This is a genomic window from Streptacidiphilus rugosus AM-16 (assembly GCF_000744655.1).
Classification (GTDB): domain Bacteria; phylum Actinomycetota; class Actinomycetes; order Streptomycetales; family Streptomycetaceae; genus Streptacidiphilus; species Streptacidiphilus rugosus.
This window is the reverse complement of the sequence record NZ_JQMJ01000004.1, coordinates 3,266,356-3,292,772: the sequence shown is the minus strand read 5'-3', so window position 1 is coordinate 3,292,772 and position 26,417 is coordinate 3,266,356. Positions and strand designations below refer to the sequence as shown.

20 protein-coding genes and 1 riboswitch are annotated in these 26,417 nt (G+C 72.1%); of the genes, 13 read left to right on the top strand and 7 right to left on the bottom strand.

What is annotated here, in order from left to right; translation table 11 throughout:
• The first annotated feature begins 27 nt into the window (after positions 1 to 27).
• Complete coding sequence (locus BS83_RS23765; RefSeq protein ID WP_037605615.1) at positions 28 to 357, top strand: hypothetical protein; 330 nt, start codon at positions 28 to 30, stop codon at positions 355 to 357.
• Positions 358 to 873: 516 nt separating this feature from the next.
• Complete coding sequence (locus BS83_RS23760; RefSeq protein WP_051943768.1) at positions 874 to 2,154, top strand: cell division protein PerM; 1,281 nt, start codon at positions 874 to 876, stop codon at positions 2,152 to 2,154.
• A 24-nt stretch (positions 2,155 to 2,178) separates the two neighbouring features.
• On the opposite strand, the gene BS83_RS23755 is transcribed toward BS83_RS23760, so the two are convergent.
• The gene (locus tag BS83_RS23755; RefSeq protein ID WP_157597294.1) at positions 2,179 to 3,039 is read right to left on the bottom strand and encodes a hypothetical protein; all 861 of its coding nucleotides are present in this window, start codon (positions 3,037 to 3,039) and stop codon (positions 2,179 to 2,181) included.
• Between the two features lie 390 nt (positions 3,040 to 3,429).
• Here BS83_RS23755 and purN point away from each other — a divergent pair, with 390 nt between their 5' ends.
• Together purN and purH are read left to right on the top strand one after the other, a co-directional pair.
• Positions 3,430 to 4,104 (top strand): phosphoribosylglycinamide formyltransferase, encoded by a 675-nt coding sequence (gene purN, locus BS83_RS23750; RefSeq protein ID WP_051943763.1) that lies wholly within the window; start codon positions 3,430 to 3,432, stop codon positions 4,102 to 4,104.
• Positions 4,105 to 4,182: 78 nt separating this feature from the next.
• On the top strand, positions 4,183 to 5,802 hold the full coding sequence (gene purH / locus BS83_RS23745; protein WP_084713950.1) for a bifunctional phosphoribosylaminoimidazolecarboxamide formyltransferase/IMP cyclohydrolase: 1,620 nt from the start codon (positions 4,183 to 4,185) through the stop codon (positions 5,800 to 5,802).
• A 95-nt stretch (positions 5,803 to 5,897) separates the two neighbouring features.
• Here the strand turns inward: purH and BS83_RS23740 are convergent, their stop codons facing one another.
• Together BS83_RS23740 and BS83_RS44225 are read right to left on the bottom strand one after the other, a co-directional pair.
• Entirely contained in the window at positions 5,898 to 6,590 is a 693-nt protein-coding gene (locus BS83_RS23740; protein WP_037605614.1) for an RDD family protein, read from the bottom strand.
• A gap of 78 nt (positions 6,591 to 6,668) precedes the next feature.
• Positions 6,669 to 7,136, bottom strand: coding sequence for a DUF2752 domain-containing protein (locus BS83_RS44225; protein WP_198035288.1), 468 nt, complete (start codon positions 7,134 to 7,136; stop codon positions 6,669 to 6,671).
• A gap of 190 nt (positions 7,137 to 7,326) precedes the next feature.
• Between BS83_RS44225 and BS83_RS23730 the strand changes: the two genes are divergently transcribed.
• The 6 genes from BS83_RS23730 (at position 7,327) to BS83_RS23705 (ending at position 13,936) form a co-directional block, all read left to right on the top strand.
• A complete protein-coding gene (locus BS83_RS23730; protein ID WP_037605612.1) occupies positions 7,327 to 8,181 on the top strand; it encodes a bifunctional methylenetetrahydrofolate dehydrogenase/methenyltetrahydrofolate cyclohydrolase in 855 nt (284 codons plus the stop codon).
• Positions 8,182 to 8,218: 37 nt separating this feature from the next.
• A complete protein-coding gene (locus BS83_RS23725; RefSeq protein ID WP_232248469.1) occupies positions 8,219 to 8,599 on the top strand; it encodes a DUF3017 domain-containing protein in 381 nt (126 codons plus the stop codon).
• Between the two features lie 203 nt (positions 8,600 to 8,802).
• Positions 8,803 to 9,792: a malate dehydrogenase gene (locus BS83_RS23720; RefSeq protein WP_037605610.1), complete on the top strand. Its 990-nt coding sequence runs from the start codon at positions 8,803 to 8,805 to the stop codon at positions 9,790 to 9,792.
• A gap of 113 nt (positions 9,793 to 9,905) precedes the next feature.
• Entirely contained in the window at positions 9,906 to 11,138 is a 1,233-nt protein-coding gene (locus BS83_RS23715; protein WP_051943761.1) for an FG-GAP-like repeat-containing protein, read from the top strand.
• Positions 11,139 to 11,205: 67 nt separating this feature from the next.
• Positions 11,206 to 11,295, top strand: a riboswitch (ZMP/ZTP riboswitch).
• Positions 11,296 to 11,345: 50 nt separating this feature from the next.
• The gene (locus tag BS83_RS23710; RefSeq protein WP_037605609.1) at positions 11,346 to 12,599 is read left to right on the top strand and encodes a serine hydroxymethyltransferase; all 1,254 of its coding nucleotides are present in this window, start codon (positions 11,346 to 11,348) and stop codon (positions 12,597 to 12,599) included.
• A gap of 41 nt (positions 12,600 to 12,640) precedes the next feature.
• Positions 12,641 to 13,936, top strand: coding sequence for a hemolysin family protein (locus tag BS83_RS23705; protein ID WP_037605608.1), 1,296 nt, complete (start codon positions 12,641 to 12,643; stop codon positions 13,934 to 13,936).
• 48 nt (positions 13,937 to 13,984) lie between these two features.
• Here BS83_RS23705 and BS83_RS23700 read toward each other — a convergent pair whose 3' ends face one another.
• Positions 13,985 to 15,397, bottom strand: coding sequence for a glycosyltransferase family 2 protein (locus tag BS83_RS23700; protein WP_051943759.1), 1,413 nt, complete (start codon positions 15,395 to 15,397; stop codon positions 13,985 to 13,987).
• Between the two features lie 148 nt (positions 15,398 to 15,545).
• Between BS83_RS23700 and trpS the strand changes: the two genes are divergently transcribed.
• The gene (gene trpS / locus BS83_RS23695; protein WP_037605607.1) at positions 15,546 to 16,562 is read left to right on the top strand and encodes a tryptophan--tRNA ligase; all 1,017 of its coding nucleotides are present in this window, start codon (positions 15,546 to 15,548) and stop codon (positions 16,560 to 16,562) included.
• An 8-nt stretch (positions 16,563 to 16,570) separates the two neighbouring features.
• Positions 16,571 to 17,104, top strand: a complete 534-nt coding sequence (locus BS83_RS23690; RefSeq protein ID WP_037605606.1) for a 2'-5' RNA ligase family protein — start codon at positions 16,571 to 16,573, stop codon at positions 17,102 to 17,104.
• Here the strand turns inward: BS83_RS23690 and BS83_RS23685 are convergent.
• The 3 genes from BS83_RS23685 to BS83_RS23675 are packed head-to-tail and all read right to left on the bottom strand — an operon-like array spanning position 17,101 to position 23,773.
• The gene (locus BS83_RS23685) at positions 17,101 to 18,642 is read right to left on the bottom strand and encodes a hypothetical protein (protein ID WP_037605605.1); all 1,542 of its coding nucleotides are present in this window, start codon (positions 18,640 to 18,642) and stop codon (positions 17,101 to 17,103) included. The two genes, BS83_RS23690 and BS83_RS23685, sit on opposite strands and share 4 nt — an antisense overlap.
• Before the next feature lie 2 nt (positions 18,643 to 18,644).
• A complete protein-coding gene (locus BS83_RS23680) occupies positions 18,645 to 20,186 on the bottom strand; it encodes a hypothetical protein (protein WP_037605603.1) in 1,542 nt (513 codons plus the stop codon).
• Positions 20,186 to 23,773, bottom strand: coding sequence for a bifunctional glycosyltransferase/CDP-glycerol:glycerophosphate glycerophosphotransferase (locus tag BS83_RS23675; RefSeq protein ID WP_037605602.1), 3,588 nt, complete (start codon positions 23,771 to 23,773; stop codon positions 20,186 to 20,188). Before BS83_RS23675 ends, BS83_RS23680 begins: the two co-directional genes overlap by 1 nt.
• A 249-nt stretch (positions 23,774 to 24,022) precedes the next feature.
• Here BS83_RS23675 and BS83_RS23670 point away from each other — a divergent pair, with 249 nt between their 5' ends.
• On the top strand, positions 24,023 to 26,296 hold the full coding sequence (locus BS83_RS23670; RefSeq protein ID WP_051943752.1) for a bifunctional glycosyltransferase/CDP-glycerol:glycerophosphate glycerophosphotransferase: 2,274 nt from the start codon (positions 24,023 to 24,025) through the stop codon (positions 26,294 to 26,296).
• The last annotated feature ends 121 nt before the right edge of the window (positions 26,297 to 26,417 follow it).

The window sequence follows — 26,417 nt, the reverse complement described above, 5'->3', positions numbered from 1 at the left end:
CGGACTAGGAGGAGCCGGCGGCCCGGCGTGCGCCTCCCGCGCAGCGGCGGCCGAGTCAGCCCCGCCGTCGGCCGAAGGCCCACCGCTGCACCCGGCAGCGGCCGTCCGGTCGGCTCCCCCGGCTGCGCCTGCTGCGCCTGCTCGACCGGCTGCGACTGCTGGACCGGCTGCGACTGCTGGACCGGCAGCGGCCGTCCGGTCGGCTCCCCCGTCTGCGCTTGCTGCGCCTGCTCGACCGGCTGCGCCCGCTTCGCCTGCTGCGCCCGCTGGACCGGTTGCGCCGGTTCCCCCGGCCGCCGCTGCACCGGCTTCGCCGTCGCGCGGCGGAGCGGATGGCCGGTCGGTGTCTTCGGCTGACGGGGCTTCGCCGGCGCGTGGTGGGCGGGTGATGGCCGGGGTGGCTGCTGCGGGAGGCGCGCCTCGGGATGCGGAGTGGGCCGGGGGCCGCGTCGCAGGCGAGGGGGCGTCAGGTGCGGTGGCCGCGGCGGGATCGGCGACGGGTGCGGCCTTGCGGCCTGCATCGCCGGACCGCCCCGCGGTGCGGCCGTCGCCGTCGAGCCCTGCACGCCGGCTGCCCTCGCCCGCGGGAGCGTCGGCAGCGGACGAGGGGTCAGCTGCCGTGCCGTCCATGGTGGGTCCGGCCTTGGACGGGGTGCCGGGCTTGCCCGTCGCGGGCTTCGTCGCGGCGCGGCGGGCGGCCTGGGCCTTGCGTTTGGTGCGGGAGGTGCGGGGTGAGGGCGCGGTCATCCGACACCCCGGAGGGTCGTCGCGGCCACGGTGGGGCTCAGTCGCATATATGAATTGTTTGGGCAAAGAGTGATAACTGCATGTTTTGTGACAGATCGGGCGTGTCACGGCGTCACCCTGAACTCCATGGCGCTCATCGACCGATCAGCCCTCCTCGCCGGCGCGGCGGCCGCCGCCGTCGGCTGGGGCTGCGTCGCCGGACCCGTGTTCCTGCTCTGGGTGGCCACCCCCTACGCCGGGGACGGTCTCGCCGCCGTGCCCAGGACCTCCGCGGCCATCTGGCTGCTCGGGCACGGCGGGCCGCTGCGCTGGGAGGGGATCGCCGGCAGCACCACGCTGGGAGTCGCTCCGCTGGTGGTCACCGCGCTCGCCGCCGCGCTGGCCTTCCGTGCCGCCGCACGTGCCGCCGTCCGTGCGGCCGGGATCGGGGCCGTGGTGCTCGGGTACCTCTCCGTCGCGCTGCCGGCGAGCCTGCTCGCGCTGGGTGGGGCTCCGCGCAGCGAGCCGCTGCCGGACCTGTGCTGGGTGGTCCTGCTCGTCCTGCCCGCCGCGATGGCCGGGGCGCGGCGGAACACCGGCGCCTGGGGGCTGGCCGCGGGGTGGCAGGCGCTGCGCGCCCGCGGGGAGTGGCTCGGCGTCTGGCCGGTCCGCAGGCCGGACGGCCGGCTCGCTCCCCGCGTCGAGCAGGCACGGCTGCTCGCTCCGTACCGGGATGTCGCACTGCGGGCGGGGTTGGCCGGCGCGCTCTCGCTGCTCTGCGGCGGCGGACTGCTGCTGCTCGGGTCGCTGGTGGTGCACTTCGGCGCGGCCGGCACGCTCGCGGCGCTGCTCGCGCCGGACGCGGCCGGGCGCGCCGCGCTGCTGCTGCTCTGCGTGGCGCTGGTGCCGAACGCCGTCGTCTGGTCCATGGGCTACGCCCTGGGGCCCGGCTTCGTGCTCGGCGGGCATGTCGCCGCCACCGGCGCGGCCGCGCTTCCGCCGATCGCGCTGCCGCTGCTCGCTGACGCGCCCGCCCCCGGCCGCTCGCTGCTCGGTCTCTGCGCGCTGGCCGTCCCGGTCGTCGCGGGGCCGGTCGTCGGCTGGTTCGTCGCCGCGTCGGCGGTCACGGCGCCGCCGCGCGGCGGCTGGGCGGCGGCGGGCACGGCCCTCGCCGCGGCCGGCTGGACCGGACTGCTGGCCGGAGCCGCCGCGCTGTGGTCCGGCGGCAGTCTCGGCAGCGCCGCGCTGGCCCGGGTGGGGCCGCCGGTCGGCTGGACCGCGCTGGCGGCGTTCGGCTGGACCGCCGCGCTCGCCCTGCCGACGGTCCTCGCCCTGCGGGCGTACGCCGCCCGCCAGGAGCTCAGGGCGGCGGCCGAGCACGCCGCTCCGACGGACGAGCCGGCCGACGAGGTGCTCAGCCCGCTCTGACCGCGACCGACGCGGTCGCCGTGCTCAGTTTCCGGTGTTGATCTGGACCAGCCAGGCCGGCGGGGTCGGCGTGACCGAGGTCGCGCAGGCGTTGTAGGCGGTGTTGGTCAGCGCGTTCGCCCGGCAGTCGAAGAAGCTCTTGTAGTACAGCTGGAACCCGAACAGCGCGGCGACGAGCGCCAGGCTGACCGTGCCGGCGATCAGTCCGCCGATCGCGGCCGGAGCCTGGGGCTTGGGCGAGGGCTGCGGGTAGTAGGGCGAGTACCCGGAGGGCTGCCGACCGTACTGCGGCCCGTACTGCGGGCCCGGCTGGACGGCCTGCTGCGCGGGGTTGGCGGGCTTGGCCTGGCCGCGCAGCGCGCTGATGCCCCAGTAGAGCGCGAAGGCCCCGAGCAGCAGCGTCAGATAGGGGATGCCGAGGATCAGGAAGAGGAACCCCCACATCCCGCTCAGCAGCGCGTACCTGGCCCGACGCTGGACCGGGTCGGTCGGGTCGAAGCGCGGCGCCGGGGGCGGCGGGTAGAAACGCGGCAGCGGCGGCTGCTGGCCCTGGTAGCCGGGGCTCCACGGGTGCGGGGGCGGGACCTGCGCGCGACCGCGCGAGGGGTCGTCCTCCGGCGTCGGGCCGGTGCCGGTGCCGCCCGGCGTCCCTTCCTGCGCGTCCTCGTCGCCGGGCCGCTCCTCCGAAGCGTCACGCGGCGGCTGGGACTGCTGCCGGGACGGCGGCTGATGCTGGTGCTGCTGCGCGACCGGGCCGCGCGGCTGCCAGGGCCGGTCGGGCGTGCCGACAGGCGGCGGCGCGAAGGGGTCGCGCGACTGCTGCGAGCCGGTCCGATTGGTGTCGCCGCTGTGGCCCATGGTCTTCGCCGTTACTCCTGGTCGCATCTTCCGGTTCGGACGCGCTGCGCGGCCTCCGTCTGTGTATCCCTGTACGGGGACACCCTCTCACTCCGGGCCCTCCCGCGGTGTGCGACCCCAGGATGATCGTCGGCCGGGTGGCCGTCGGGGAACCGCCGGGGTGCGGGTACGCGCGCGGGTACCGGTAAAGTTGCTGACGGACGGCGTGCCCAAGAGGTTCCCTTCCGGTCCGCGGCACGCCTGCGGGCACACTTCGGCGGACGCGGATGCCGGTCACGAGATGACACCCCGCGCCTGCCACCCGAATGAGCTCGACGCACGTCCCGGCAGGCCGCGCGGAAGCCGCACGCAGCACGAAGCGGCACCTCGGCAGCAGGCAGGCGGGACGGCGGCGGGCCCGACCCGAAGGACCGAGCTGTGGCTCTTGCGCCTGGCAGTGCACCGCTGGACTTCGCCGCACCCGCGGCGCCCGCCCGCCTCGTCGTCCTCGTCTCCGGCTCGGGAACCAACCTCCAGGCACTGATCGACGCCGCCGCCGACCCGGCCTACGGTGCGGTGATCGTCGCCGTCGGCGCCGACCGCGAGGGCATCGCCGGCCTGGAACGCGCCGAGCGGGCCGGGATCCCGACCTTCGTGCACCGGGTGAAGGACTACCCCGAGCGCACCGACTGGGACACCGCGCTGACCGCCGCCACCGCCTCCCACCAGCCGGACCTGATCGTCTCGGCGGGCTTCATGAAGATCCTCGGCGGCGCGTTCATGCGCCGCTTCGAGGGCCGCATCGTCAACACCCACCCCGCCCTGCTCCCCTCCTTCCCCGGCGCGCACGGCGTGCGCGACGCGCTGGCGTACGGGGTCAAGGTCACCGGCTGCACCGTGCACCTGGTCGACGAGGGCGTGGACACCGGACCGATCATCGCCCAGGGCGTGGTCGAGGTCGCCGACTCGGACCACGAGGACGAGGGCGAGGCGCTCCACGAGCGCATCAAGGACGTCGAGCGCAGACTGCTCGTCGACGCCGTGGGACGGATGGCCCGCGAGGGCCACCGGGTCGACGGACGCCGGGTGCTGATCCCGGCGCCCGCCGAGTAGCCCGCGGCGCGCACCACACCACATCAACCGCGCCGACGGGGTGGTCATCCTGTCGGGGCATTGCAGAAGGATTCGGTAATGAGCTCAGGCAGCAACCAGCCGCAGCCCACCTCCGACAGCCACATCCCGGGGGGCGACCCCCAGACCCCCGCGGGGGTTCGTCCCATCCGTCGGGCGCTCGTCAGCGTCTACGACAAGACCGGCCTCACCGAGCTGGCCCAGGGCCTGCACGCGGCCGGCGTCGAGCTGGTCTCCACCGGCTCGACCGCGGCGAAGATCGCCGGCGCGGGCGTGCCGGTCACCCCGGTCGAGGAACTGACCGGCTTCCCCGAGTGCCTCGACGGCCGAGTGAAGACCCTCCACCCGCGCGTGCACGCCGGGATCCTGGCCGACCTGCGCCTCGCGTCCCACCGCGAGCAGCTGCAGGAGCTGGGCGTCGCGCCCTTCGACCTGGTCGTCGTGAACCTCTACCCGTTCGCGGCCACCGTCGCCTCCGGCGCGAGCCCGGACGAGTGCGTCGAGCAGATCGACATCGGCGGCCCGTCCATGGTCCGCGCCGCGGCCAAGAACCACCCCTCCGTGGCCGTGGTCACCTCGCCCGCCCGCTACGCGGACGTGCTGAAGGCGGTCGGCGACGGCGGCTTCGACCTGGCCACCCGCAAGCGTCTGGCCGGTGAGGCGTTCGCCCACACCGCCGCCTACGACGTGGCCGTGGCCTCCTGGTTCGCCGGCGGCTACGCCCCGCAGGACGAGGAGCAGTTCCCGGCGTTCCTCGGTGCCACCTGGGAGCGCGAGAACGTCCTGCGCTACGGCGAGAACCCGCACCAGGCCGCCGCGCTGTACGTCGACGGGACCGGCACCGGCCTGGCCGCCGCCGAGCAGCTGCACGGCAAGGAGATGTCCTACAACAACTACGCCGACACGGACGCCGCGATCCGTGCCGCGTACGACCACGCCGAGCCGTGCGTCGCGATCATCAAGCACGCCAACCCCTGCGGCATCGCCGTCGGCGCGGACGTCGTCGAGGCGCACGCCAAGGCGCACGCCTGCGACCCGGTCTCGGCCTTCGGCGGCGTCATCGCCGTCAACCGTCCGGTGACGGTGGCGCTGGCCGAGCAGATCGCGCCGATCTTCACCGAGGTCGTCTTCGCCCCGGACTACGAGCCGGGCGCGGTCGAGGTGCTGGCCCAGAAGAAGAACATCCGCGTGCTGCGCGGCACCCCCGCCGTCCCGGCGGTGGAGACCCGTGCGGTCACCGGGGGCCTGCTGCTGCAGCAGGCGGACCGGATCGACGCGGCCGGCGACGACCCGGCCAACTGGACCCTCGCCTGTGGTGAGGCGCTGGGCGAGGCGGACCTGGCGGAGCTGGCCTTCGCCTGGCGCGCCTGCCGGGCCGTCAAGTCCAACGCGATCCTGCTGGCCAAGGACGGCGCCTCGGTCGGCGTCGGCATGGGCCAGGTCAACCGGGTCGACTCGGCGCGGCTGGCGGCCCAGCGGGCCGGCGAGCGGGCGCAGGGATCCTTCGCGGCGTCGGACGCGTTCTTCCCGTTCCCCGACGGGCTCGAGGTGCTGATCGAGGCCGGCGTCAAGGCCGTGGTCCAGCCGGGCGGTTCGGTCCGCGACGACCTGGTGGCGGAGGCTGCGAAGGCGGCCGGCATCACCATGTACCTCACCGGCACGCGGCACTTCTTCCACTGAGCCGCCGAGGTCGCCCACCGGTGACCTCCACGGCATGACGAAGGCCCGCCGTTCCTCCTCGGGACGGCGGGCCTTCTGGCTCAAGCGGCAGCGTCTCAGCTGGACTTGGTGACCACGGTGGTCATGATCTTGTCCGCGAAGGTCTGCTTCTTCGCGTCCCACAGCGGCCACAGGTAGCCGATGCAGCAGATGCTGTCGAGGACGTGGGCGACCTCACGCACGATCGCCGGGCCCACCGCCAGACGCTGGCCGTCCGCCTCTCGCACGGTACGGATGTTGACGGCCTTCTGGCCCAGGGACTGGCCCATGGTGCCCTTCATGACGCCGATGCCGACCAGCACCAGGATGTTCACGAAGAAGGCGCCCAGCTCGTAGCCGGCGGTGTTGCTGCTGACGGAGCCGTCCGCGTTGATCGTCGTCGACGGACCGTCGAGCGCGAACAGGAGGATCCACGGGATGAGCCCGATGACGATGGTGTCGATGATGCGCGCCACCACGCGGGATCCCCAACCGGCGTACGCGTTCTGCACGTAGCCCGCGTACGGGTCCCCCACCGGGTAGCCGTAGCCCGGCTGGGCCTGCTGCGGGTAGCCGTAGGCCTGCTGCTGCTGCTGCTGCTGCGCGTACGGGTCCGCCGCCGGCTGCTGCGGGTAGCCGTAGCCCGGCTGGGGCTGCTGGGGCTGCTGCGGGTAGCCATAACCCGGCTGGGGCTGCTGCGGCTGCTGCCCGTAAGGGTTGGGCTGCTGCGGCTGGCCGTAGGGGTTGTTCGGGTCGGGCGGGTAGCTCATGATCGTGCCTCCGGGCAGGGATGCGTGACGGGACGTGACGTACTGACGAGCGGTGAGATTATCGGAGAGGGCTGACGGTCAGGTCGGCAGGAAGCCGTATCGGTGCAACTGCCAGGCCCAGGAGACGGCCGCCGCAGTGAAGATCACCACGTTCTTCTGACGCGTCGGCAGCCGCCACCACCACTTCCCGCCGCCGAGCGGCGCGAAGAGCAGGCCGAGGCCGACCAGCACCGTCACCGGGTTGGCGGCGACCGCCGCGCCCAGATGACCGGCGCCCAACTCCATGAACACCGTGGTGCTGCCGCAGCCGGGACAGGGAATCCCGGTGAAGCGTCGCAGCGGACAGAGCACGCCCGGATCGTGCGTCGCGTGGACCTCCGCAGCCGCCACGGCGAGGACGCCGGCGCCGCTGCCGCGCAGCAGCACCCGCAGCGGTCCGCCGTAGCGTCCCCCCGCGATCCTCGTCCAGCGGTACTCCCACGCGGCGCGTGCCCCCGGCCGTACCTGTGGACCCGGCGCGGACTGATGCGCGCTGGTAGTGCTCACGATCCCCCCGAACCCGTCCCCGTTTCTGATACGCCACCATCGTTCCGATCCGTCCCTGCCGTGTCCACCTCGTTGTGGGGCGGGCGGGGACTTGTGGCGCATTTGCAACCGGACCTGCACGGTCCGTGCACGGGCGGCGACCCGGCGGCCCCGTGACACAACCGCTTCCGCGATCCGGGAGAATGTCCTCATGACCGCCCAGATTCTCGATGGCAAGGCCACCGCCGCAGCGATCAAGTCCGAGCTCGTCACCAGGGTCGAGCAGCTGAAGGCGCGGGGGATCAACCCCGGCCTCGGCACCGTCCTGGTCGGCGACGACCCCGGCAGCCACTCCTACGTGCGCGGCAAGCACCGCGACTGCGCGCAGGTCGGCATCGCCAGCCTCCAGCGCGAGCTCCCCGCCGACGCCACGCAGGAGCAGGTCGAGGACGTCGTCCGCGAGCTGAACGCGAACCCCGACTGCACCGGCTACATCGTCCAGCTGCCGCTGCCGAAGCACCTGGACGAGAAGCGCGTCCTGGAGCTGATCGACCCGGCCAAGGACGCCGACGGCCTGCACCCGATGAGCCTGGGCCGGCTGGTCCTGAACGTCGAGGCCCCGCTGCCGTGCACCCCCTACGGCATCGTCGAGCTGCTGCGCCGCCACAAGGTGGAGCTCAACGGCGCGAACGTCTGCGTCGTCGGCCGCGGCATCACCGTCGGCCGCTCGATCGGCCTGCTGCTCACCCGCAAGAGCGAGAACGCGACGGTCACGCTCTGCCACACCGGCACCCGCAACCTCTCCGAGCACCTGCGCGCCGCCGACATCATCGTCGCGGCGGCCGGCGTGCCGCACCTGATCAAGCCGGAGGACGTCCGTCCCGGCGCGACCGTGCTGGACGTGGGCGTCAGCCGTGTGGACGGCGTCTACACCGGCGACGTGGACCCGAAGGTCGCCGAGGTGGCCGGCTGGATCTCCCCGAACCCCGGCGGCGTGGGCCCGATGACCCGGGCGATGCTGTTGTCGAACGTCGTTGAGGCGGCGGAGCGCAGTGCCGCCGTCTGAAGGCGCTGAGCGTCGTCCCTCGTCGCAGCGGCCGCCGGTGAAGACCACGGGAACGTTCCGTCCCGAGGGCGGTTCGGCGGCCGCCGGGCGCGACATGCCGGTGCCGGTGCGGCAGTGGCCGATCGTGCTGGTGCTGGCCTTCGTCGGCGTGGGCCTGCTGGTCACCGCGCTGGGCGCGTGGCGGGCCGGGATCGTCACGATCGGCGTCGGCATGCTCGTCGGCGCGGTGCTGCGGATCGTGCTGCCCGAGGTCGGGATGCTGGCGGTGCGCAGCCGTTTCACCGACATCGTGGTGATGGGCGTGCTGGGGGCGGTCATCGTCGTGCTCGCGCTCGCCGCACTGCCCGATCCGGTGATTCACCTGCCGCTCGTGGGTCGCCTCGGCGACCTCGTGCACAGCGACACCGGCGGCGGCTGAGCCGCCGGGGCGACCCCGGCCGCACCCCGGTCATACCGCTCTGAGCTGGGCCGATGCCGAATCGGCATGAGCACGTCGGAAACGTGACGAAGGACTCCCGGGGGCGTGTCGACAGCGCGCCCTCGGCCCCGGCCGGTTGCGATAGCCTGACGCTGGTCTCTCGATGTCGAGAGACGCGTCGGCGACAGCTGGAGAAGGTAGAAATGACCCGCACCCCCGTCAATGTCACCGTGACCGGCGCCGCCGGCCAGATCGGCTACGCGCTGCTGTTCCGCATCGCCTCCGGCCACCTGCTGGGCGCGGACGTGCCGGTGAAGCTGCGCCTGCTGGAGATCCCGCAGGGCGTCAAGGCCGCCGAGGGCACCGCGATGGAGCTCGACGACTGCGCGTTCCCGCTGCTCGCCGGCATCGACATCTTCGACGACCCGAACGCCGCCTTCGCCGGCGCCAACGTCGGCCTGCTGGTCGGCGCGCGTCCGCGCACCGCGGGCATGGAGCGCGGCGACCTGCTCTCCGCCAACGGCGGCATCTTCGGCCCGCAGGGCAAGGCCATCAACGACAACGCCGCGGACGACATCCGCGTCCTGGTCGTCGGCAACCCGGCCAACACCAACGCGCTGATCGCCCAGAACCACGCGCCCGACGTCCCGGCCGACCGCTTCACCGCGATGACCCGCCTGGACCACAACCGCGCCGTGGCGCAGCTGGCCAAGAAGCTCGGCGTCACGGTCTCCGACGTCAAGCGCCTGACCATCTGGGGCAACCACTCCGCCACCCAGTACCCGGACATCTTCCACGCCGAGGTCGCCGGCAAGAACGCCGCCGAGGCGGTCTCCGACGAGAAGTGGCTGGCCGAGGACTTCATCCCGACCGTCGCCAAGCGCGGCGCAGCCATCATCGACGCCCGTGGCGCCTCCTCCGCCGCCTCGGCCGCCAACGCCGCCATCGACCACGTCTTCACCTGGACCAACGGCACCGCCGAGGGCGACTGGACCTCCGCGGGCGTCGTCTCCGACGGCTCCTACGGCGTTCCCGAGGGCCTCATGTCCTCCTTCCCGGTCACCGCGAAGAACGGCAAGTTCGAGATCGTCCAGGGCCTGGACATCAACGACTTCTCCCGCGCCCGCATCGACGCCTCCGTGCAGGAGCTCATCGAGGAGCGCGACGCGGTCAAGGAGCTCGGTCTCATCTGACCTTCCTCTGCCTGCGTTCCGAGGCCCGGCGGCTCACTGCCCGCCGGGCCTCGCACGTTCGCTAGGGTGTGCCCGCTGATCCGATGATCAGCCGTCATCTTGGGGGCACTCTCGTGCGTTTTTCAGTATCCGGCCGGGCTCTGGCCAGACTCGCGCTGGGCGCGGGCCTGCTGCTGGGCGGCCTGACCGCGTCCGGACCCGCCTCGGCCGCCACCAGCAGCTGCGGCAGCAACCAGCTCTGCCTGTTCACCGGGACCAGCGACACCGGGTCCAAGCTCGTCGTCACCGGCGACCGGGCGACCCTGGGCAGCTTCGACCTCGCGGTCAGCTCCTTCGTCAACAACACGGGCAAGACGCTGTGCGGCTACCCGAACCAGAATTTCACGGCGGGGAAGGCACCGGTCGACTACTTCATCGCGGGCCGTGGTGGGATTCCCTTCCTGGACCAGTTCGACAACAGGCTCCGCTCGGTCGAGCTCGTCTCCAACTCGCTCGACTGCGGCATGCCGTACTACCACCCCACCTGGGCGGGCGTCCCGCAGCACCGCCCGGCCACCGGCTCGGGGACCGGCTTCGGCGACCTCAACCACGACGGCTACGCCGACCTGATGGTCAGGGACAAGATCGGCGGCCTGTGGAGCCTGTCCGGCGCGCCAGGCGGGCCCGCGCGGCTGATCTCCTCGGGCTGGGGCTCGTACGGCCTCTTCGCCCGGCACGGCGACCTGAACGGTGACGGCCGCGAGGACTTCCTCGCCCGCGACGCCGCCAACGTGCTCTGGTTCTACCCCGGCCGTGGGGACGGCACCTTCGGCACCCGGGTGCGGATCGGCGGCGGCTGGACCTACACCCGGCTCCTCGCCATGGGCGACCTCAACGGCGACGGGCGCGGGGACCTCTACGCCACGGACTCCCTGGGGCAGCTCTGGCTCTACCTGGGCAACGGCAACGGCACCTTCCAGCCCCGCCGCCAGGTCGGCACCGGCTGGAAGTCGCTCACCGCGATCGTTCCGGTCGGCGACGTGACCGGCGACGGCAAGGCCGACGTCTTCGTCCGCGACGCGACCAACCACGGCTGGATCTACCCCGGCCGGGGCAACGGCACGGTGTCCTCCTCCCTGCGCACGGCCGTTCCCGGCTCCTGGGCCTGGGCCGAGCGGCACGTCCTGGGGAGCGTCGGCGACGTGACCGGGGACGGCACCACCGACCTCACCGCCTTCGCGGGCGCGGCCGGCAACGGAACGACCGGGGGCCTGCTGCGGTCCCTGCCCGGCCACGACGGCGGCACCTTCGGCGCGTCGACCGGACCGGCCTCGTTCGGGCTGCGCGTCACCTCCGTCACCTTCTGAGCCGCGTCCTCCCGTCCGTCTCAGCCTTCGGCCCGGCCGCCCGCGCGGCCGGGCCGTCCGGCTATCCTGGCCGGGCCGCGACTGGCGCACGGGGAGGGAACCCCGAGGGAGCGGCGAGGGCACAGCCTCCGGTCCGCCGTACGCCTGGGCAGCCGGGTCGGACCCCGCCGCGACGGCCGCGGCAGGGAGTGAGACCCGGAGGACGCCATGTCGCACCTTGCCCAGCAGGACCCCGAGATCGCCGCGCTGATCGTCGCGGAGGAGCAGCTCCAGGCCGACACGCTGCGGCTGATCCCCAGTGAGAACTACGTCTCCCACGCCGTGCTGGAGGCCACCGGCACGGTCCTGACGAACAAGTACTCCGAGGGCTACCCCGGCAAGCGCTACTACGAGGGCCAGCAGAACATCGACCTGGTCGAGTCGCTGGCGATCGAGCGCGCCAAGACCCTCTTCTCGATGGACCACGCCAACGTCCAGCCCTACTCGGGCTCGCCCGCCAATCTCGCCGTCTACCTCGCCTTCCTCAAGCCCGGCGACACCGTGATGGGCATGGCGCTGCCGATGGGCGGCCACCTCACCCACGGCTGGGGCGTCTCCGCCACCGGCACCTGGTTCCGGGGCGTGCAGTACGGCGTCGAGCGGGAGACGGGCCGGGTCGACCTGGACAAGGTGCGCGAGCTGGCGGTGGCCGAGCGGCCGAAGGTGATCTTCTGCGGCGGCACGGCCGTGCCGCGCACCATCGACTTCGCCGGCTTCGCCGAGATCGCCCGCGAGGTCGGCGCGGTGCTGGTCGCCGACGTCGCGCACATCGCCGGCCTCATCGCGGGCTGCGCGCACCCGTCCCCCGCCGGTCACGTGGACGTCGTCTCGACCACTACCCACAAGACGCTGCGCGGCCCGCGCGGCGCGATGCTGCTCTCCACCGAGGAGCACGCCAAGGCGATCGACCGCGCCGTCTTCCCCGGCCTCCAGGGCGGTCCGCACAACCACACCACCGCCGCCATCGCCGTCGCGCTCAAGGAGGCGGCGGGCGAGGAGTTCCGCGCGTACGCCCGGCAGGTCGTCACCAACGCGCAGACGCTCGGCGAGGAGCTGGCCGCCCGCGGCTTCGACCTGGTCTCCGGCGGCACCGACAACCACCTGCTGCTGATCGACCTCACCGGCAAGGACGTCCCCGGCAAGGTCGCCGCCAAGGCGCTGGACCGCGCGGGCATCGTGGTCAACTACAACACCGTGCCCTACGACACCCGCAAGCCCTTCGACCCGTCCGGCATCCGCATCGGCACGCCGGCCCTGACCTCGCGCGGGATTCCGGCGGGCGAGATGGCGACGGTGGCCGCGTGGACGGACCGGGTCGTCGCCGCGGCGGGCAGCGGCGACGAGGAGACGATCGGCAAGGTCCGCGCGGAGGTCAAGGCGCTCATGGACGCCTACCCGGCGCCGGGGCTCCCGGTCCGGTAGCCGCGGTCCGGCCGCGGCTGCGGCCCTCCTAGACTGGCCCGGTGAGCGAGACGTTGCGCGACGCCGGGCTGGTCCTTCTCTTCATCGTGGTCGGCGGCATCTTCAATGTCGCCGAGATCTCCCTGATCTCCCTGCGCGAGGGCCAGATCCGCGCGCTCGCCGAGCGTGGCACCAAGCGCGCCTCGCGCGCCGCGCACCTGGCCGCGGACCCGAACCGGTTCCTGGCCTCGGTGCAGGTCGGCGTGACCTGCATGGGCTTCCTCTCGGCGGCGTTCGGCGCGGACACGCTGGCGAAGAAGCTGTCGCCGCTGTTCGTGGACTGGGGCATGAGCCAGGGCGTCGCGGACGCCGTCGCGCTGGTCGGGCTGACCCTGCTGATCTCCTACGTCTCGCTGGTCCTGGGGGAGTTGACTCCGAAGCGGATCGGCCTGCAGCGGGCCGAGTCGATCGCCGTGGCGGCCGCGCCGCTGGTCGACGCGATCTCGCGGGTGCTGCGTCCGGTGATCTGGCTGCTGTCCGTGTCGACGAACCTGATGGTCCGGGTGCTGGGCGGCGACCCGAAGGCGGGCCGCAACGCCATGAGCTCGGAGGAGCTGCGCGGCCTGGTCGCCGCCAACACCGAGCTGGGCTCGGACGAACGGCAGCTGATCGGCGAGGTCTTCGCGGCGGGCGAGCGGCAGCTGCGCGAGGTGATGGTGCCGCGCACGGAGGTCACCTTCCTGGACGCGGCCCAGCAGGTCGCCGAGGTCCGCGAGGAGGTCACCGCCTACCCGCACTCCCGGTACCCGGTGGTCGACGGCTCCTACGACCTCGTGGTCGGCTTCGTCCACGTCAAGGACCTGTACCGCGCCGACGCGCTCGGCACGGTCCGCGACATCGCCCGCCCGGTGAAGCTGCTGCCCGCGACGAAGCGGGTCCTGCCGTCCATGTCGGAGATGCGGCACGAGGGCCACCACCTGGCCATCGTGGTGGACGAGTACGGCGGCACGGCGGGCATCGTCACCCTGGAGGACCTGGTCGAGGAGGTGATCGGGGAGATCCGCGACGAGTACGACTCCCAGGAGCTCTCCACCACCCGCCGCCTGGCCGGCGGCTCCATCGAGGTCGACGGCCTGCTGAACCTCTCCGACTTCGAGGAGGAGACCGGCCTCACCCTCCCCGAGGGCCCCTACGAGACCGTCGCCGGCTACGTCGTCGCCGCCCTGGGCCGTCTCCCCCAGGTCTCCGACCGCATCACCACCGACGACGGCTACGTCGTCGAGGTCGCCGCCCTCGACGGCCGCCGCGTCTCCCGTGTCCGCGTCACGGCCCCGCCGCAGCCGGTCGACCAGGGCTGACGACCGGGCGCGCGCGGCCGGCGCCGCGCGGAGGCCGAGCGGCGCGAGCTACGCGTCGGAAGCGGCCGAGGTCCGGCCGAGCAGGCGCAGCAGGCGCTGCTTCAGCAGCCGGCGCAGGCGGAGCGGGGCGACCCAGACGACGAGCTCGCCGCGGGGGCCCGGCAGGGGCGTGAGGCGGTAGACGCGGACGCCGTGGCGGATGCGGCGGGGGGAGAGGTCCGCGGCGGGGGTGATCGGGCCGGTGACGTCGCGGCCGGCGTAGGTGGACTCGACGTGGAGGGCCAGGCGGGGGCTGGGCAGCAGGGAGGTGAGCGGGATGACCGTCTCGTCGTCCGCCGTCTCCTGGGCGATCCTGGGCCCGCCCGCGCCGGCGAGCCAGGCCACGGGGGAGGGGACCAGGGTCGGCAGCGGGCGCCGGGTGCGGACGCGGAGACCGTCGGGGGTCCACGACGCCGTCGCGGTGACCGGTTCGGGCAGGGAGCCGTGCTCGGACTCGTGGCGGACCAGCTCCGTCAGCTCGTCCACCAGACCGTGCTGCAGGCAGTGCAGCCTCAGGCGCTGCGACTCGCTGCAGCGGAGCCGGATCGGTTCGGTCAGGTTCGCCCGGACCAGCTCGCCCGCGGCGGCGACCAGGGAGGTCCGCTCCGCCGCGTCCAGCGCAGGGAAGTCCGCGCGGAAGAGGTTCACCAGGTCGCCGCGCAGGAGCCGGTCGTTCACCTCGTCGCGCACCGCGCCCGGCGCGGCGAAGCGGTTGGTGATCTCGACCGCCGCCGCGACGCCCCGCAGCCGGTCGGCCGGCCGGGAGCTGCAGGTGATGTTGCTCCGGTCGGGTCTCGCCACCAGGTAGCAGTAGTCGTAGTCCGCCAGCACGGAGATGCGCCGGGCCCGGAAGAAGGCCTCCAGCACGAAGGGCCCGTCGCTGTAGGCGGGCAGGTCCTCCCTGAACCGCATGCCGAAACGTTGCACCAGCTCCCGTCGGAACAGTTTCGAGGGCGTCAGCGTCCAGGCCAGGTCGCCGCCGGGGAAGCGCACGTCGTCGTCGGTCTCCCGGCAGGCGAACTCGGGCACCCAGCGGCCGTTGACCCCGGCCACGCGTCCGACGACCACGTCCGAGCCGCAGACCTCCGCTGTCAGGGTCAGCCGACGCAGCGCCTCCGCGCCCAGGCGGTCGTCGGAGTCGAGGAAGAAGACGTAGCGGCCGCGCGCCAGGCGTAAGCCCTCGTTCCTGACCCGGCCAGGGCCTCCGCGGGTCTCCAGGCCGACCACGGTGATCGCCTCGGGCCAGAGCGCGGCGAGCCGCCGCAGCTCCTCGCGGCTGCCGTCGGTGGAGGCGTCGTCGATCGCGAGCACTTCGAGCCCGCCGGGTGCGAGCGCCTGCTCGCGCAGTGAGTCGAACCAGGGGCGCAGACTGTCCCGAGTGTCGTGGACCGGTGTGATGACCGTCACCAGGGGCGTGGGCATGCGGCCGTACCTCCGTGCCTTTGTTACAGGTCCGCGCGGTGCACAACGCCGTGCCGAGGCCTGAGGTGGCGGCCGTGCCACGAACGGGGGGCGCTCGGTCGCCGGAAGCTGCGCGAAAGATCCGCCGCGCACCTGAGAGAATGTGCGCATGGCCATCGACCGTCCTCGCGTGCTCTCCGGTATCCAGCCCACGTCGGGCTCCTTCCACCTGGGCAACTACCTCGGCGCGGTGCGCCAGTGGGTGGCCCTGCAGGAGTCGCACGACGCGTTCTACATGGTGGTCGACCTGCACGCGATCACCGTCGCGCAGGACCCGGCGGTGCTCCGCGAGAACACCCGCGTCTCCGTCGCCCAGCTGCTCGGCGTCGGACTCGACCCCGAGCGCTGCACGCTCTTCGTCCAGTCGCACGTGCCCGAGCACGCCCAGCTCGGCTGGGTGATGAACTGCCTCACCGGTTTCGGCGAGGCCAGCCGGATGACGCAGTTCAAGGACAAGTCCGCCAAGCAGGGCAGCGACGGCACCACGGTCGGCCTGTTCACCTACCCGATCCTCCAGGTGGCCGACATCCTGCTGTACCAGGCCGACCAGGTCCCGGTCGGCGAGGACCAGCGGCAGCACGTCGAGCTGACCCGCGACCTGGCCGAGCGCTTCAACGGCCGCTACGGGCAGACCTTCACCGTGCCGAAGCCGTACATCCTCAAGGAGACGGCCAAGATCTTCGACCTCCAGGACCCGGCGGCGAAGATGAGCAAGTCCGCCTCCTCGCCCAAGGGCCTGGTGAACCTGCTGGACGAGATCAAGGTCAGCGCGAAGAAGTTCAAGAGCGCCGTCACCGACACCGACACCGTGATCGCCTTCGACGAGAAGCAGAAGCCGGGCGTCTCCAACCTGCTCAGCATCTACTCGGCGATCAGCGGCCGCTCCGTGGCCGAGCTCGTCGAGCACTTCGAGGGCAAGATGTACGGCGCGCTCAAGACCGAGCTGGCCGACTACTACAGCGAGTGGGTCGCCCCGATCCAGGACCGCGTCCGCCTCTACCTGGACGACCCGGCCGAGCTCGACCGGGTGCTGGCGCACGGCGCGGAGAAGGCCCGCGCGGTGGCCGCGCCCACGCTCGCCGAGGCGTACGACCGGATCGGCTTCCTGCAGCCGACTCAGCGCTGAGCGACCGCATGGAGCAGAGTCACATAGACGCCGCGCTCATCGGGGTCTCCCTCGAGGTGCCCGAGCCGTACGCCTCGGCGATCCAGGACGCCAGGGCGGGTTACGGCGATCCGAGGGCCCGGGCGATCCCGACACACGTGACCCTGCTGCCGCCGACCCTCGTTCCGGTGGGCGAGGTGGAGGTCGTCGACCGTCACCTCGCCGCCGCCGCGGCCGCGCACCGGCCGTTCACGGTGCAACTGCACGGCACCGGCACCTTCCGGCCGGTCTCGCAGGTGGTGTTCGTCCGCCTGGAGGCGGGCGTGCGCCAGTGCCGCGAGCTGGAGGCCTCGGTGCGCTCCGGGCCGCTGGCCCGGGAGCTGTCCTTCCCTTACCACCCGCACGTGACGGTGGCGCACGACGTCGAGCCCGAGGCGCTGGACCGCGCGTACGCGGACCTGAAGGAGTTCCGCGGGGAGTTCACCGTCCGCGGATTCAGCCTCTACCGCTTCGGTGCGGACGAGATCTGGCGTCCCGTCCGCACCTTCACGTTCGCCGGCTAGGACTGCGGCTGGGGCTCGGGCTGGGGCTGCGCCTGGGCCAGGGGCTCGTGCTCGTTCCGCCGCAGGCGGGAGAAGGCCAGTGGCAGGGTGAGCACCCCGATGAAGAACGGCGTGGCCATGTACCGGTAGAGCGGTCCTGGCGTGGCCACGAACACGTTCAGCTGCATGCCGATGCTGATCGCCGCCATCGCCAGCACCTCACGGCGCCAGATCTTGCGGGTCAGCCGGATCAGCACGAGGTAGCCGAACCAGCACCAGGTGGCGCCGCCCCAGATGATCCAGTTGAGCTGCGGCGTCTTGCCCAGGTTGTACCACCAGTTCGCGGCCTTGTGCAGGCCCGTCGAGAGCGGCGACACGTGCATCGCCGGGTAGTACGGGCTCGCGTACAGCTCGGGGTGGTACTTCATGAAGGTGTAGCCGTCGGCGGAGGAGCGGACGTCCATGACGAAGGTCCGGTCCTGGCTCGGGTTGATCGCCCAGGCCGGGGTGCCGCGGCAGAACGTGGCGTCGACGAAGTCCGCCGGAGCCTTCTGGACCGACTTGTAGAACAGGTCCATCAGCTGCGCGTGGTGGGCGACGGCGGCGCGCTTGTCGAAACCGCTCATCAGCCCGTCGACGCCGTAGCAGTCGGCGCCCTTGGTCTTCCAGTGCGACAGCGGGGCGATGGACGCGAGCAGCGCCTTGTCCTGCGCCGAGAACACGTGCGGCGACTTGCTGTAGGTGTAGGCGATGTCGGCGTAGAAGAAGGTGTTGCCGGCGAAGTCGGTGGGCTTGGTGACGCCCAGCGCCGGGTAGACGCCCTTGTCCAGCCCCATGAAGATCATGATCGGGATGATCGTCACCACGGCGACGCGCTTCCACAGCCACGGCATGCACAGAAGCAGGGCGACGCCGCTGAGGAAGACGGCCAGGAAGCCGTTGTTGCGCGAGAGGCAGACCAGGGTGAGCCCGCCGCCCAGCAGCAGCCAGTCGCGGCGCTGGCCCCAGGCCGGGGTGTTCCGGTTCTGCCGGTCGCGGCGCTCGGCGCGCGGGATGCGCAGCGCGTCCCCGACGATGTGCGCCAGCGCGCCGAAGCCGAGGACGCCCCCGATGACGTAGGGGACGTCCTTCCAGATGTAGATCACGAAGTCGCCGCTGGAGGGCAGCACCAGCAGGACCACCACGGAGGCGACGATCCAGCGGGTCCGTATCCGGAACTTGCGCAGGCCGCCGGCCAGGTACCCGATGGCCAGGGACATCCCCACCACCTGGCCGAAGGTCAGCAGCGCGTAGGTGCCGGTGATCTTCAGCGAGAGCCAGACGCAGGCCAGGTAGAAGATCGAGTGGTCGTCGATCCAGTGCCCGGTCGTCGACTCCCAGGTGTAGTTGAAGCTGTCGTAGGTCATCAGCCCCGGATAGAAGGCGGCCCACCACAGCAGGTAGCCGACCAGCGCCAGCGCGGCGACGCCCAGGGGCATCCTCAGCCGCGACGGGATCCGGGCGGTCATCGTCTCGACGCGCTGGCGGGCCGCCGTGGAGGCCTCGCGGACGGGGGTCATCGTCATTCCTGGGTCTCAGCCGTTCCGCTGTCGGGCTCGTCGCGCTTGAGCTTGGAGGAGGCCAGTGGGAGCAGCAGAACGCCGAGCGTGGTCGGGGCCGCCATGTACCGGTAGAGCGGGGCCGGCGTGCCCGCCAGCACGGTCAGCTGGAGCCCGGCCGTCGTCGCGGCGATCGCCAGGATCTCCCGGCGCCAGACCCTGCGGGTGAGCCGGACCACGAAGAAGTAGGTGATGTAGCACCACACCGCGCCGCCCCACAGGATCCACTGCAGCTGCGGCGTCCTGGAGACCCCGAACCACCAGTCGCCCGCGCGGTGCAGCGTGGTCGACAGCGGGGCCGAGTGGAACGCGCTGTAGAAGGGGCTGTCCTTGAGCTCGGGGTGCGAGATCAGCGAGTCGTGGAAGGGACCGGTGTAGGTGACCGGCGCCATGAAGATGCCGTGGTCGGGGAAGACCGCCCAGGCGTTGTGCGCGCGGCACAGGTGCGCGTCCGCGACGTACTGCGGAGCCTTCTTCAGCACCATGGTGAACGTGGACATCAGTTCGTCCTGGTGCGCGGCGGCGGCCGTCATGCTGAAGTTCTTCTGGGTGAGCAGGTCGGTGTCCCAGCAGCCGGCGTCCTTCCACTGCTTCAGTGGGGCCACGGCCTCCATCGCCGCCAGCTGGTCCTGGTCGAACATCGACGGGTTCTTGCCGTAGGCGTAGGCCACGTCGGCGTAGAAGAAGCTGTAGGCCGAGTTGTTCACCTGCGGCTGCACCCCGACGGCGGGGTAGATCACGTTCGCGAGGAAGAAGTAGAAGAGCACCGGCACGACCGTCAGCGGGGCGATCCTGCGCCACTGCCAGGGCAGGCAGGCCAGCAGGACCAGGCCGATCAGCACGACGGTCAGGAAGCCGTTGTTGCGCGCCAGGCAGAGCAGCAGCATGCCGCCGCCGAAGGCCAGCCAGTCGCGGCGCCGGCCGGGGACCGCCCGGCGGGTCGAGCGCGGCCGCTTCAGCGCGTCGCCCACCAGGTGCGTCACGGCGGCCGCGGCCACCAGGGCGCCCAGGACGAACGGGACGTCCTTCCAGACGAAGACGAAGAAGTCACCGGTGGGCGGCAGCACGCCGCAGAGCACGACCGAGCCCACGATCCAGCGCTTGCGGATCCTGAACTTCCGCAGGCCTGCGGCGAGGTATCCGGTCGCCAGTGCGGCCGCCACGATCTGGCAGAACGTCAGCAGCGCGTAGGTGCCGGTGATGTTGAGGGTCAGCCACACGCAGGTGATGTAGGGGATCGAGTGGTCGTTGATCCAGTGACCGGTCGTCGACTCCCACGTGTACGTGTAGCTGTCGAAGCTCATCAGGCCCGGGTAGTACGCCGCCCACCACACGAACGCAAGCAGGAACGAGATCCCGGCCACGGCGAGCGGGAAGCGCAGCCGTGAAGGGACGCGTTCCACCAGCGGCCTGACCCGCCGGGTGAGGCGGTCGACCCGCGCCCGCACCCCGCCCGACTCGGGCGCGGGCGAAGCGGGGCGGGTCGAGGTCGAGCCCACAGCCATCAAAGCTCCAGCATTCGGTCGACCACGCGCCTGGTGGCGTGGCCGTCGTCGAGGTCGCAGTAGGTGGCACGGAACGCCTCGTAGGCCGCGGCGCTGTCCTTTGCGACCTGGTCGATGTTCCGCAGCGCGTCGACGATCTCGCCCGAGGTGCCCAGCAGCGGGCCGGGGGCCTGCTGCTCGAAGTCGAAGTAGAAGCCGCGCAGGGAGTCACGGTAGTGCTCGAGGTCGTACGTGAAGAACAGGATCGGGCGGCCCGTCACGGCGAAGTCGAACATGACCGACGAGTAGTCGGTGATCAGCACGTCCGCGATCAGGTAGAGCTCGGCGATGTCGGGGTAGCTGCCGACGTCCCAGGCGAAGCCGTTGCCCGCGCCGTGGACCCGGTCCACCACGTGCGCGTGCGGGCGGACCAGGACCACGTGGTCCTCGCCGAGCTCGCGCTGCAGCAGCTCAAGATCCAGGTGCAGGTCCAGCTGGTGGCCGCCGGCGTGGCGGACCCGGTCCTCACGCCAGGTCGGCGCGTAGAGGACGATTTTCTTACCTTCGGGCACACCGAGCTGCTCCCGCACCCGGGCCGCCAGCAGCTCGCGGTCCTCGGCGAGCAGGATGTCGTTGCGCGGGTAACCCGACTCGAGGATCTCGCCCTCGTACCGGAAGGCCCGCTCGAAGATCGGCGTGCTGAACCGGTTCGGGGAGAGCAGCAGCCGCCACTGGCGGCCTTCGCGCTCCAGTGCCTCCAGGTAGTCGGTGTCGGCGAACCAGTCGTTGTCGAAGTCGAAGCCGATCCGCTTCAGCGGCGTGCCGTGCCAGGTCTGCACGATCGTCTGGCCGGGACGCTTGGTGATCCAGCGGGGGAAGTGCGTGTTGCCGACGACGTACCGGCTGCGCGCGTACGCCTCGTACCACTCCTGGCTGTCCAGGATCACCGCGCGGGTGCCGGGCGGGGTGACCGCACGGTGGTCCCTGACCACCCAGAGGTGCTCCAGGTCGTCGCGGCGGCGCAGCAGCTCCTGGTGGATCGCCTTGGGGGAGTCGGAGTAGTCCTTGCCCTCGAAGACGTCGTAGAGGACCTGCGGCAGGATCGGCTTGGTCAGCGCGGCCGGGTAGAACTCCTCGCGCAGCTGACGGCGGTGGAAGGTGCCGCGTTCGGCCAGCGGGACGGCCGGCTCGACGTCGAGCAGCATGGCGTCGTAGTGGCGGCGGCGCAGCGACACCGTGCGTCCGCGGGCCTCGACCGGGAGCGGCAGCGCGGCGTGCGCCGGGGCCGCGAGCCTGGCCGGGACCTCGACCGGTGCGGCGGCCCGCTCGTCCTCGGTGGCCGTGGCCGGGGCGAGCAGCCGCACGTGCACCGCCCACTGGCCGGAGAGCAGCGGGACCTCGCCGTTCCAGCCGGCGTTCGGCAGCGCGGGCAGCGTCGCGTAGATCCGGCCGTCGACGGCCTCCGCCGGGTAGATGTGGACCTGCGCGTGGTAGCGGTGCCGCAGCACCAGCTCCATCGCGTGGCGGCCGTCGAGCGGGAAGGTTCCCTCGAGGGCGAAGCCCTGCTCCGCGGGGAGCGCGGTGACCTTCTCGAACAGCGGCTGCAGCGGCTGCTCGACGAGCTGCAGGTAGCCCCGCGGCGAACGCTTGAAGCAGAGCACCTGCGGGTCCTCGACCGCGCTGGTCACCGGGTACTGCACCGTGGTGCGACCCTCGCGGTCGTCGATCACCAGCTCCATCGAGGAGCCGTCGTGGAGCAGCAGGTCGGCGCCCCAGCGGTCCTGGGCCTGCTCCTGCACGCTCGGGCGCAGCCGCAGCAGCTCCTTGCGCGCGGCGGCCATCAGCGCGTGGTCCACGGTGGCGGTGAAGGCGGTCCAGGTGCCGACGGCCTCGCCGAGGACGATCGGGCAGTCGAGCTCCGCGGAGGCGCCGTCCTCCTGGTGCGTCAGCCGCAGCGAGCGCACCAGGCCCGCCTGCGAGGTCTCGATCAGACCGCTGAGCTCGAAGGAGTCGCCGGCGGACGAGGCCGAGCCGACGACGGCCCTGACCGTCTCGACCCGCACGTAGAGGTGCTCGTCGCGCATCTCGGGGATCACCCGGACGTTGTCGGTGACCCAGTGCGGGGCGGGGTTGGCGGCGGAGTCGAACTTGCCGGCCTTGAGGCGGCTGCGGCGCGGACGGCCGGGGCCGAAGACGCCGATGGTGACCCGCCAGGTGCCGTCGACCCAGTTGCCGCGCTGCTTGAGCCGCTTCGGGTCGAAGTTGATCTCGAAGCCGGCCAGGTCGGCGTGGCGCATCGGCTGGTCGTAGGCCTCGGCGGTGGCCTCCAGGTCCTTGACCGTCCTGGCGGGCAGCACCAGGGTGCGGCGGCTGCCCTGCTCGCGGAGCAGCAGCGCCTTGATCGAGTCGCGGCGGTGCATCGCGCCGAGGTGGCGGGGGTAGGCGAAGCCCTTGAGGAAGAGCTTGCCGTCCTCGTTCCAGTCCGCGCGGTGCAGTCCGGTGCGGACCACCAGCTCCGAGTCCAGGCGCAGCACGCCGTCCGGCACGGGCTCGCTGAGGAACGGGTAGTCGGCCAGGTGGCGGACGTTGCCACGGAGCGGGATGGTCCACGGGTGGGTGCGGTCGAACTCCAGCACCGCCAGCAGGTCGTCCAGGCGGCGCTTGACGGTCAGGTAGTACTTGAGCCGCATCGGCTGCGCGAGCGAGTTCATCGCGTCGGGGCCGATGTTCTCGATCAGCGGTCCGACGTGGTCGAGGAACGCGGTGCGGTACTCGGGGCCGCCCTCGACGAGCGCCTTGAAGAAGAGCGGGATCTCCTCGACCAGCGCGTTGCGGTCGTAGGCGGCCAGGAACTTCGCGAACTGCGGACCCTCCTGCCCCTTGAGGAACTCGCGGACCAGGCCGATGGAGGCGACCCGGTCGATCAGGCCCTTGGGGTCCGTCCGGTTCTGCGTGATGGAACGGGCGCCGATCTCGCGCTCGCGCCAGTGGTAGATCGGCTCGGCGAGGATGTCGACCTTGTCCGCCAGGTAGTGCAGCGGGATCGAGACCGGGGCGTCCTCGTAGAGGATGCCGGGGTAGAGCAGGTTGTGCTTGTTCCAGAACGAGCGGCGGTAGACCTTGTTCCAGGCCGTGCGGTCCGTGGTCAGGGGCTGGAACTTGCTGATGTGGGTGGCCAGCCGGGTCTTGGCGAAGGGGCGCCGGTGGACCGGCGACTGCTGGTAGCCCACCGAGCGGAAGCGCAGCACGTTGCCCGCGACGAAGTCGGAGCCGGTGCGGTCCAGGGTCTCCAGCATCAACTCGTACGCGGTCGGCGGCAGGGTGTCGTCACTGTCGACGAAGGCGAGGAACTCGCTGTCGGGCGAGATGTGCTCCATGCCCGTGTTGCGGGCCGGACCGAGGCCGCCGTTCTCCTTCTGGACCAGCCGGAAGCGGCTGTCCTTGGCCTCCCAGGCGCGGGCGATGTCGGCGCCGCCGTCCTTCGAGCCGTCGTCCACCATCACGACCTCGAGGTCGCTCATGGTCTGTGCGGCGAGCGAGGCCAGGCACTCGTCGAGGTACCGCTCGACGTTGTAGATCGGAACGACGACGGAGAGGCGGGGGGCCATGGGGTACGCACGAGCCTTTCTTTGCTGGCACGGCAGCCCCCGGGGGGCGAAACTCGGGCTAACCGTACAGAGGAACGACCCATAGCCTATCGGCACCCGGAACCGACCAAGCGGTGATGCGGGGGTGGCGACCTCCGTCCGGGTAAGAGGAGTCTTGCCGAGCGGCCTTGCATTCGCTCCCACGGTCGGCCCACAGACCGGGGGATCTCGGATGTTCACCCTCCGTTTGCTTGCCTGTATCGTACCGGCATGCCCCGGATCAGCGTCGTTGTGCCCGCCTACCAGGTCCAGGCCTACCTGGGCGAGTGTCTTGAGTCCGTCCTGGGGCAGTCCTTCAGGGATATCGAGGTCATCGCGGTCGACGACTGCTCGCCCGACGGCAGCGGCGCGATCATGGACGGATTCGCACAGGCGGACGCCAGGGTACGGGTGCTTCACCTGCCCGAGAACGTCGGCCTCGGCCGGGCCAGGAACGCCGGAATGGAACAGGCGACCGGGGACTACCTGTTCTTCCTCGACAGCGACGACACGCTGACCCCCGGCGCGCTCCAGGCGATCGCCGACCGGCTGGACGCGACCGCGGACCCGGACGTCCTGATCTTCGACTACGCGCGCACCTACTGGGACGGCCGCGAGGTCCGCAGCAGGGACGCCGGGCTCTTCGCCCCGCAGGAGGGCAGGCCCGAGGTCTTCGCCGTCGCCGAGCGCGAGGAGGTCCTCGGGCTGCTGATGGTGGTGTGGAACAAGGTCTACCGCCGCGACTTCGTCCAGAAGCACGCCTTCGAGTTCCCGCCCGGGTACTACGAGGACACCCCCTGGACCTACCCGGTGATGCTGGCCGCGAGGACCGTGGCCATGCTCGACCTGGTCGCCGTTCACTACCGGCAGCGGCGTCAGGGCGGGAACATCCTGGCCACCGTCAGCCGCAAGCACTTCGACATCTTCGGGCAGTACGACCGGGTCTTCGCGTTCGTCGACGCCCACCCCGAGCTGGACCACTGGCGGCCGCTGCTGCACCGGCGGATGGCCGAGCACCTGCGCACCATCGGCAACCACCCCGACCGGGTGCCCGCCGCCGCCCGCAAGGAGTTCTTCGAGCGCGCCGTCGAGGCCGAGCAGCGGCACCGCCCCGCCGGCGGCGCCGCGGTCGAGCTGCGCGGCAGCTGGAAGGCGTCCGCGCTCGGGCAGGCCGCCCGAAAGGCCAAGAACGTCGCCCGCGCCGCCCAGCCGGAGCTGCGCCGCGCGGTCGCCGGACCGCTGCTCGGCGGCTACCAGCGGATCCAGCGCCGGCTGCCGATCGACGACGACCTCGCCGTCTTCGCCAGCTACTGGGCCCGCACGCCCGCCTGCAACCCCGCCGCGATCCACGCGAAGCTGCGCGAGCTCGCGCCCGAGCTGCGCACCGTGTGGGTGGTGGAGGCGAAGCGCAGGGCGGAGGCCCCCAAGGGCATCGACATCGTCTCGCCCGGCTCGCGCAGCTACCGTGAGGCGATCTCCCGCGCGAAGTTCTTCGTCAACAACGTGAACTTCCCCGACGGCGCGCCCAAGCGCCCTGGCACCGTGCAGTTGCAGACGCACCACGGCACCCCGGTCAAGAAGATGGGCCTGGACCTGCGCGACTACCCCGCGGCGGGCCAGTCGATCGACTTCGCCAAGCTGCTGGGGCGGGTCGACCGCTGGGACTACAGCCTCAGCTCGAACCGTTTCTCGACGCTGATCTGGGAGCGGGTCTACCCCTCCTCGTTCCGCAGCCTGGAGTACGGCTACCCGCGCAACGACGTCTACTACGCGGCCGACGGCGAGCAGGTGCGGGCCGCCCGGCGCGAGCTCGGCGTCCCCGAGGGCGCGAAGGTCCTGCTCTACGCCCCCACGCTGCGCGACTACCGCGCCTCCTACCGGCCGCAGCTGGACCTGCACCGCTTCGCCGCCTCGCTGGGCGAGGAGTACGTCGTGCTCAACCGCGCCCACTACCTCTACGACACCGCCGCGCGACCGGCGGGCCCCGGCGGCGCGCAGGTGATCGACGTGTCCCGGCACCCGTCGCTGGAGCGCCTGGCGCTGGCGGCGGACGCGCTGGTGACGGACTACTCCTCGGTCATGTTCGACTACGCCAACCTGGACCGGCCCATCGTCGTCTTCGCCGACGACTGGGAGGTCTACCGGCAGACCCGCGGCGTCTATCTCGACCTGCTCTCCGGCCGGCCCGGCGAGACGCCGGGTCCGGTGGCCACCACCGAGGTCGAACTGGTCGACGTGTTCCGCTCCGGCGCCTGGCGCGGCGAGGAGTCGGCCACGCTGCGGGCCGCGTTCCGGGAGCGGTTCTGCGAGTTCGACGACGGCCGTGCCGCCGAGCGGGTCGTGCGGACGGTGTTCCTCGGCGAGACCGAGCCGCTGCCGGTCCTCCCGCCGGCCGCGCGGACCCCCGCGCCGACCCCGGAGCAGGCCGAGTCCGGCGCTTCGGCGGGGCGGCTGCCGGGACAGCAGTCGGGGCAGGAGCCCGAGCAACTGCTCAGCAACTCCTGAGCCGTCGCCGCCGGCTGCCCGATCCGGCCGCCTCTCCGGCGGCCCGGGCCCCGGGGCTCGACGAGGGGCTCCGCGCGGCGCGGCCGTGCCCGGCCGCCGCGGCAGGCCCGCCCGACGGCTG

Bases quoted from the DNA above. Each gene is read 5' to 3' on its own strand.
- trpS (WP_037605607.1), top strand. From the start codon at position 15,546: ATGGCCATCGACCGTCCTCGCGTGCTCTCCGGTATCCAGCCCACGTCG.
- BS83_RS23690 (WP_037605606.1), top strand. From the start codon at position 16,571: ATGGAGCAGAGTCACATAGACGCCGCGCTCATCGGGGTCTCCCTCGAG.
- BS83_RS23755 (WP_157597294.1), bottom strand. From the start codon at position 3,039: ATGCGACCAGGAGTAACGGCGAAGACCATGGGCCACAGCGGCGACACC.
- BS83_RS23740 (WP_037605614.1), bottom strand. From the start codon at position 6,590: ATGAGCTACCCGCCCGACCCGAACAACCCCTACGGCCAGCCGCAGCAG.
- BS83_RS23685 (WP_037605605.1), bottom strand. From the start codon at position 18,642: ATGACCCCCGTCCGCGAGGCCTCCACGGCGGCCCGCCAGCGCGTCGAG.
- BS83_RS23730 (WP_037605612.1), top strand. From the start codon at position 7,327: ATGACCGCCCAGATTCTCGATGGCAAGGCCACCGCCGCAGCGATCAAG.
- BS83_RS23675 (WP_037605602.1), bottom strand. From the start codon at position 23,773: ATGGCCCCCCGCCTCTCCGTCGTCGTTCCGATCTACAACGTCGAGCGG.
- purH (WP_084713950.1), top strand. From the start codon at position 4,183: ATGAGCTCAGGCAGCAACCAGCCGCAGCCCACCTCCGACAGCCACATC.
- BS83_RS23700 (WP_051943759.1), bottom strand. From the start codon at position 15,397: ATGCCCACGCCCCTGGTGACGGTCATCACACCGGTCCACGACACTCGG.
- BS83_RS23760 (WP_051943768.1), top strand. From the start codon at position 874: ATGGCGCTCATCGACCGATCAGCCCTCCTCGCCGGCGCGGCGGCCGCC.
- BS83_RS23710 (WP_037605609.1), top strand. From the start codon at position 11,346: ATGTCGCACCTTGCCCAGCAGGACCCCGAGATCGCCGCGCTGATCGTC.
- BS83_RS23680 (WP_037605603.1), bottom strand. From the start codon at position 20,186: ATGGCTGTGGGCTCGACCTCGACCCGCCCCGCTTCGCCCGCGCCCGAG.
- BS83_RS23720 (WP_037605610.1), top strand. From the start codon at position 8,803: ATGACCCGCACCCCCGTCAATGTCACCGTGACCGGCGCCGCCGGCCAG.
- BS83_RS23670 (WP_051943752.1), top strand. From the start codon at position 24,023: ATGCCCCGGATCAGCGTCGTTGTGCCCGCCTACCAGGTCCAGGCCTAC.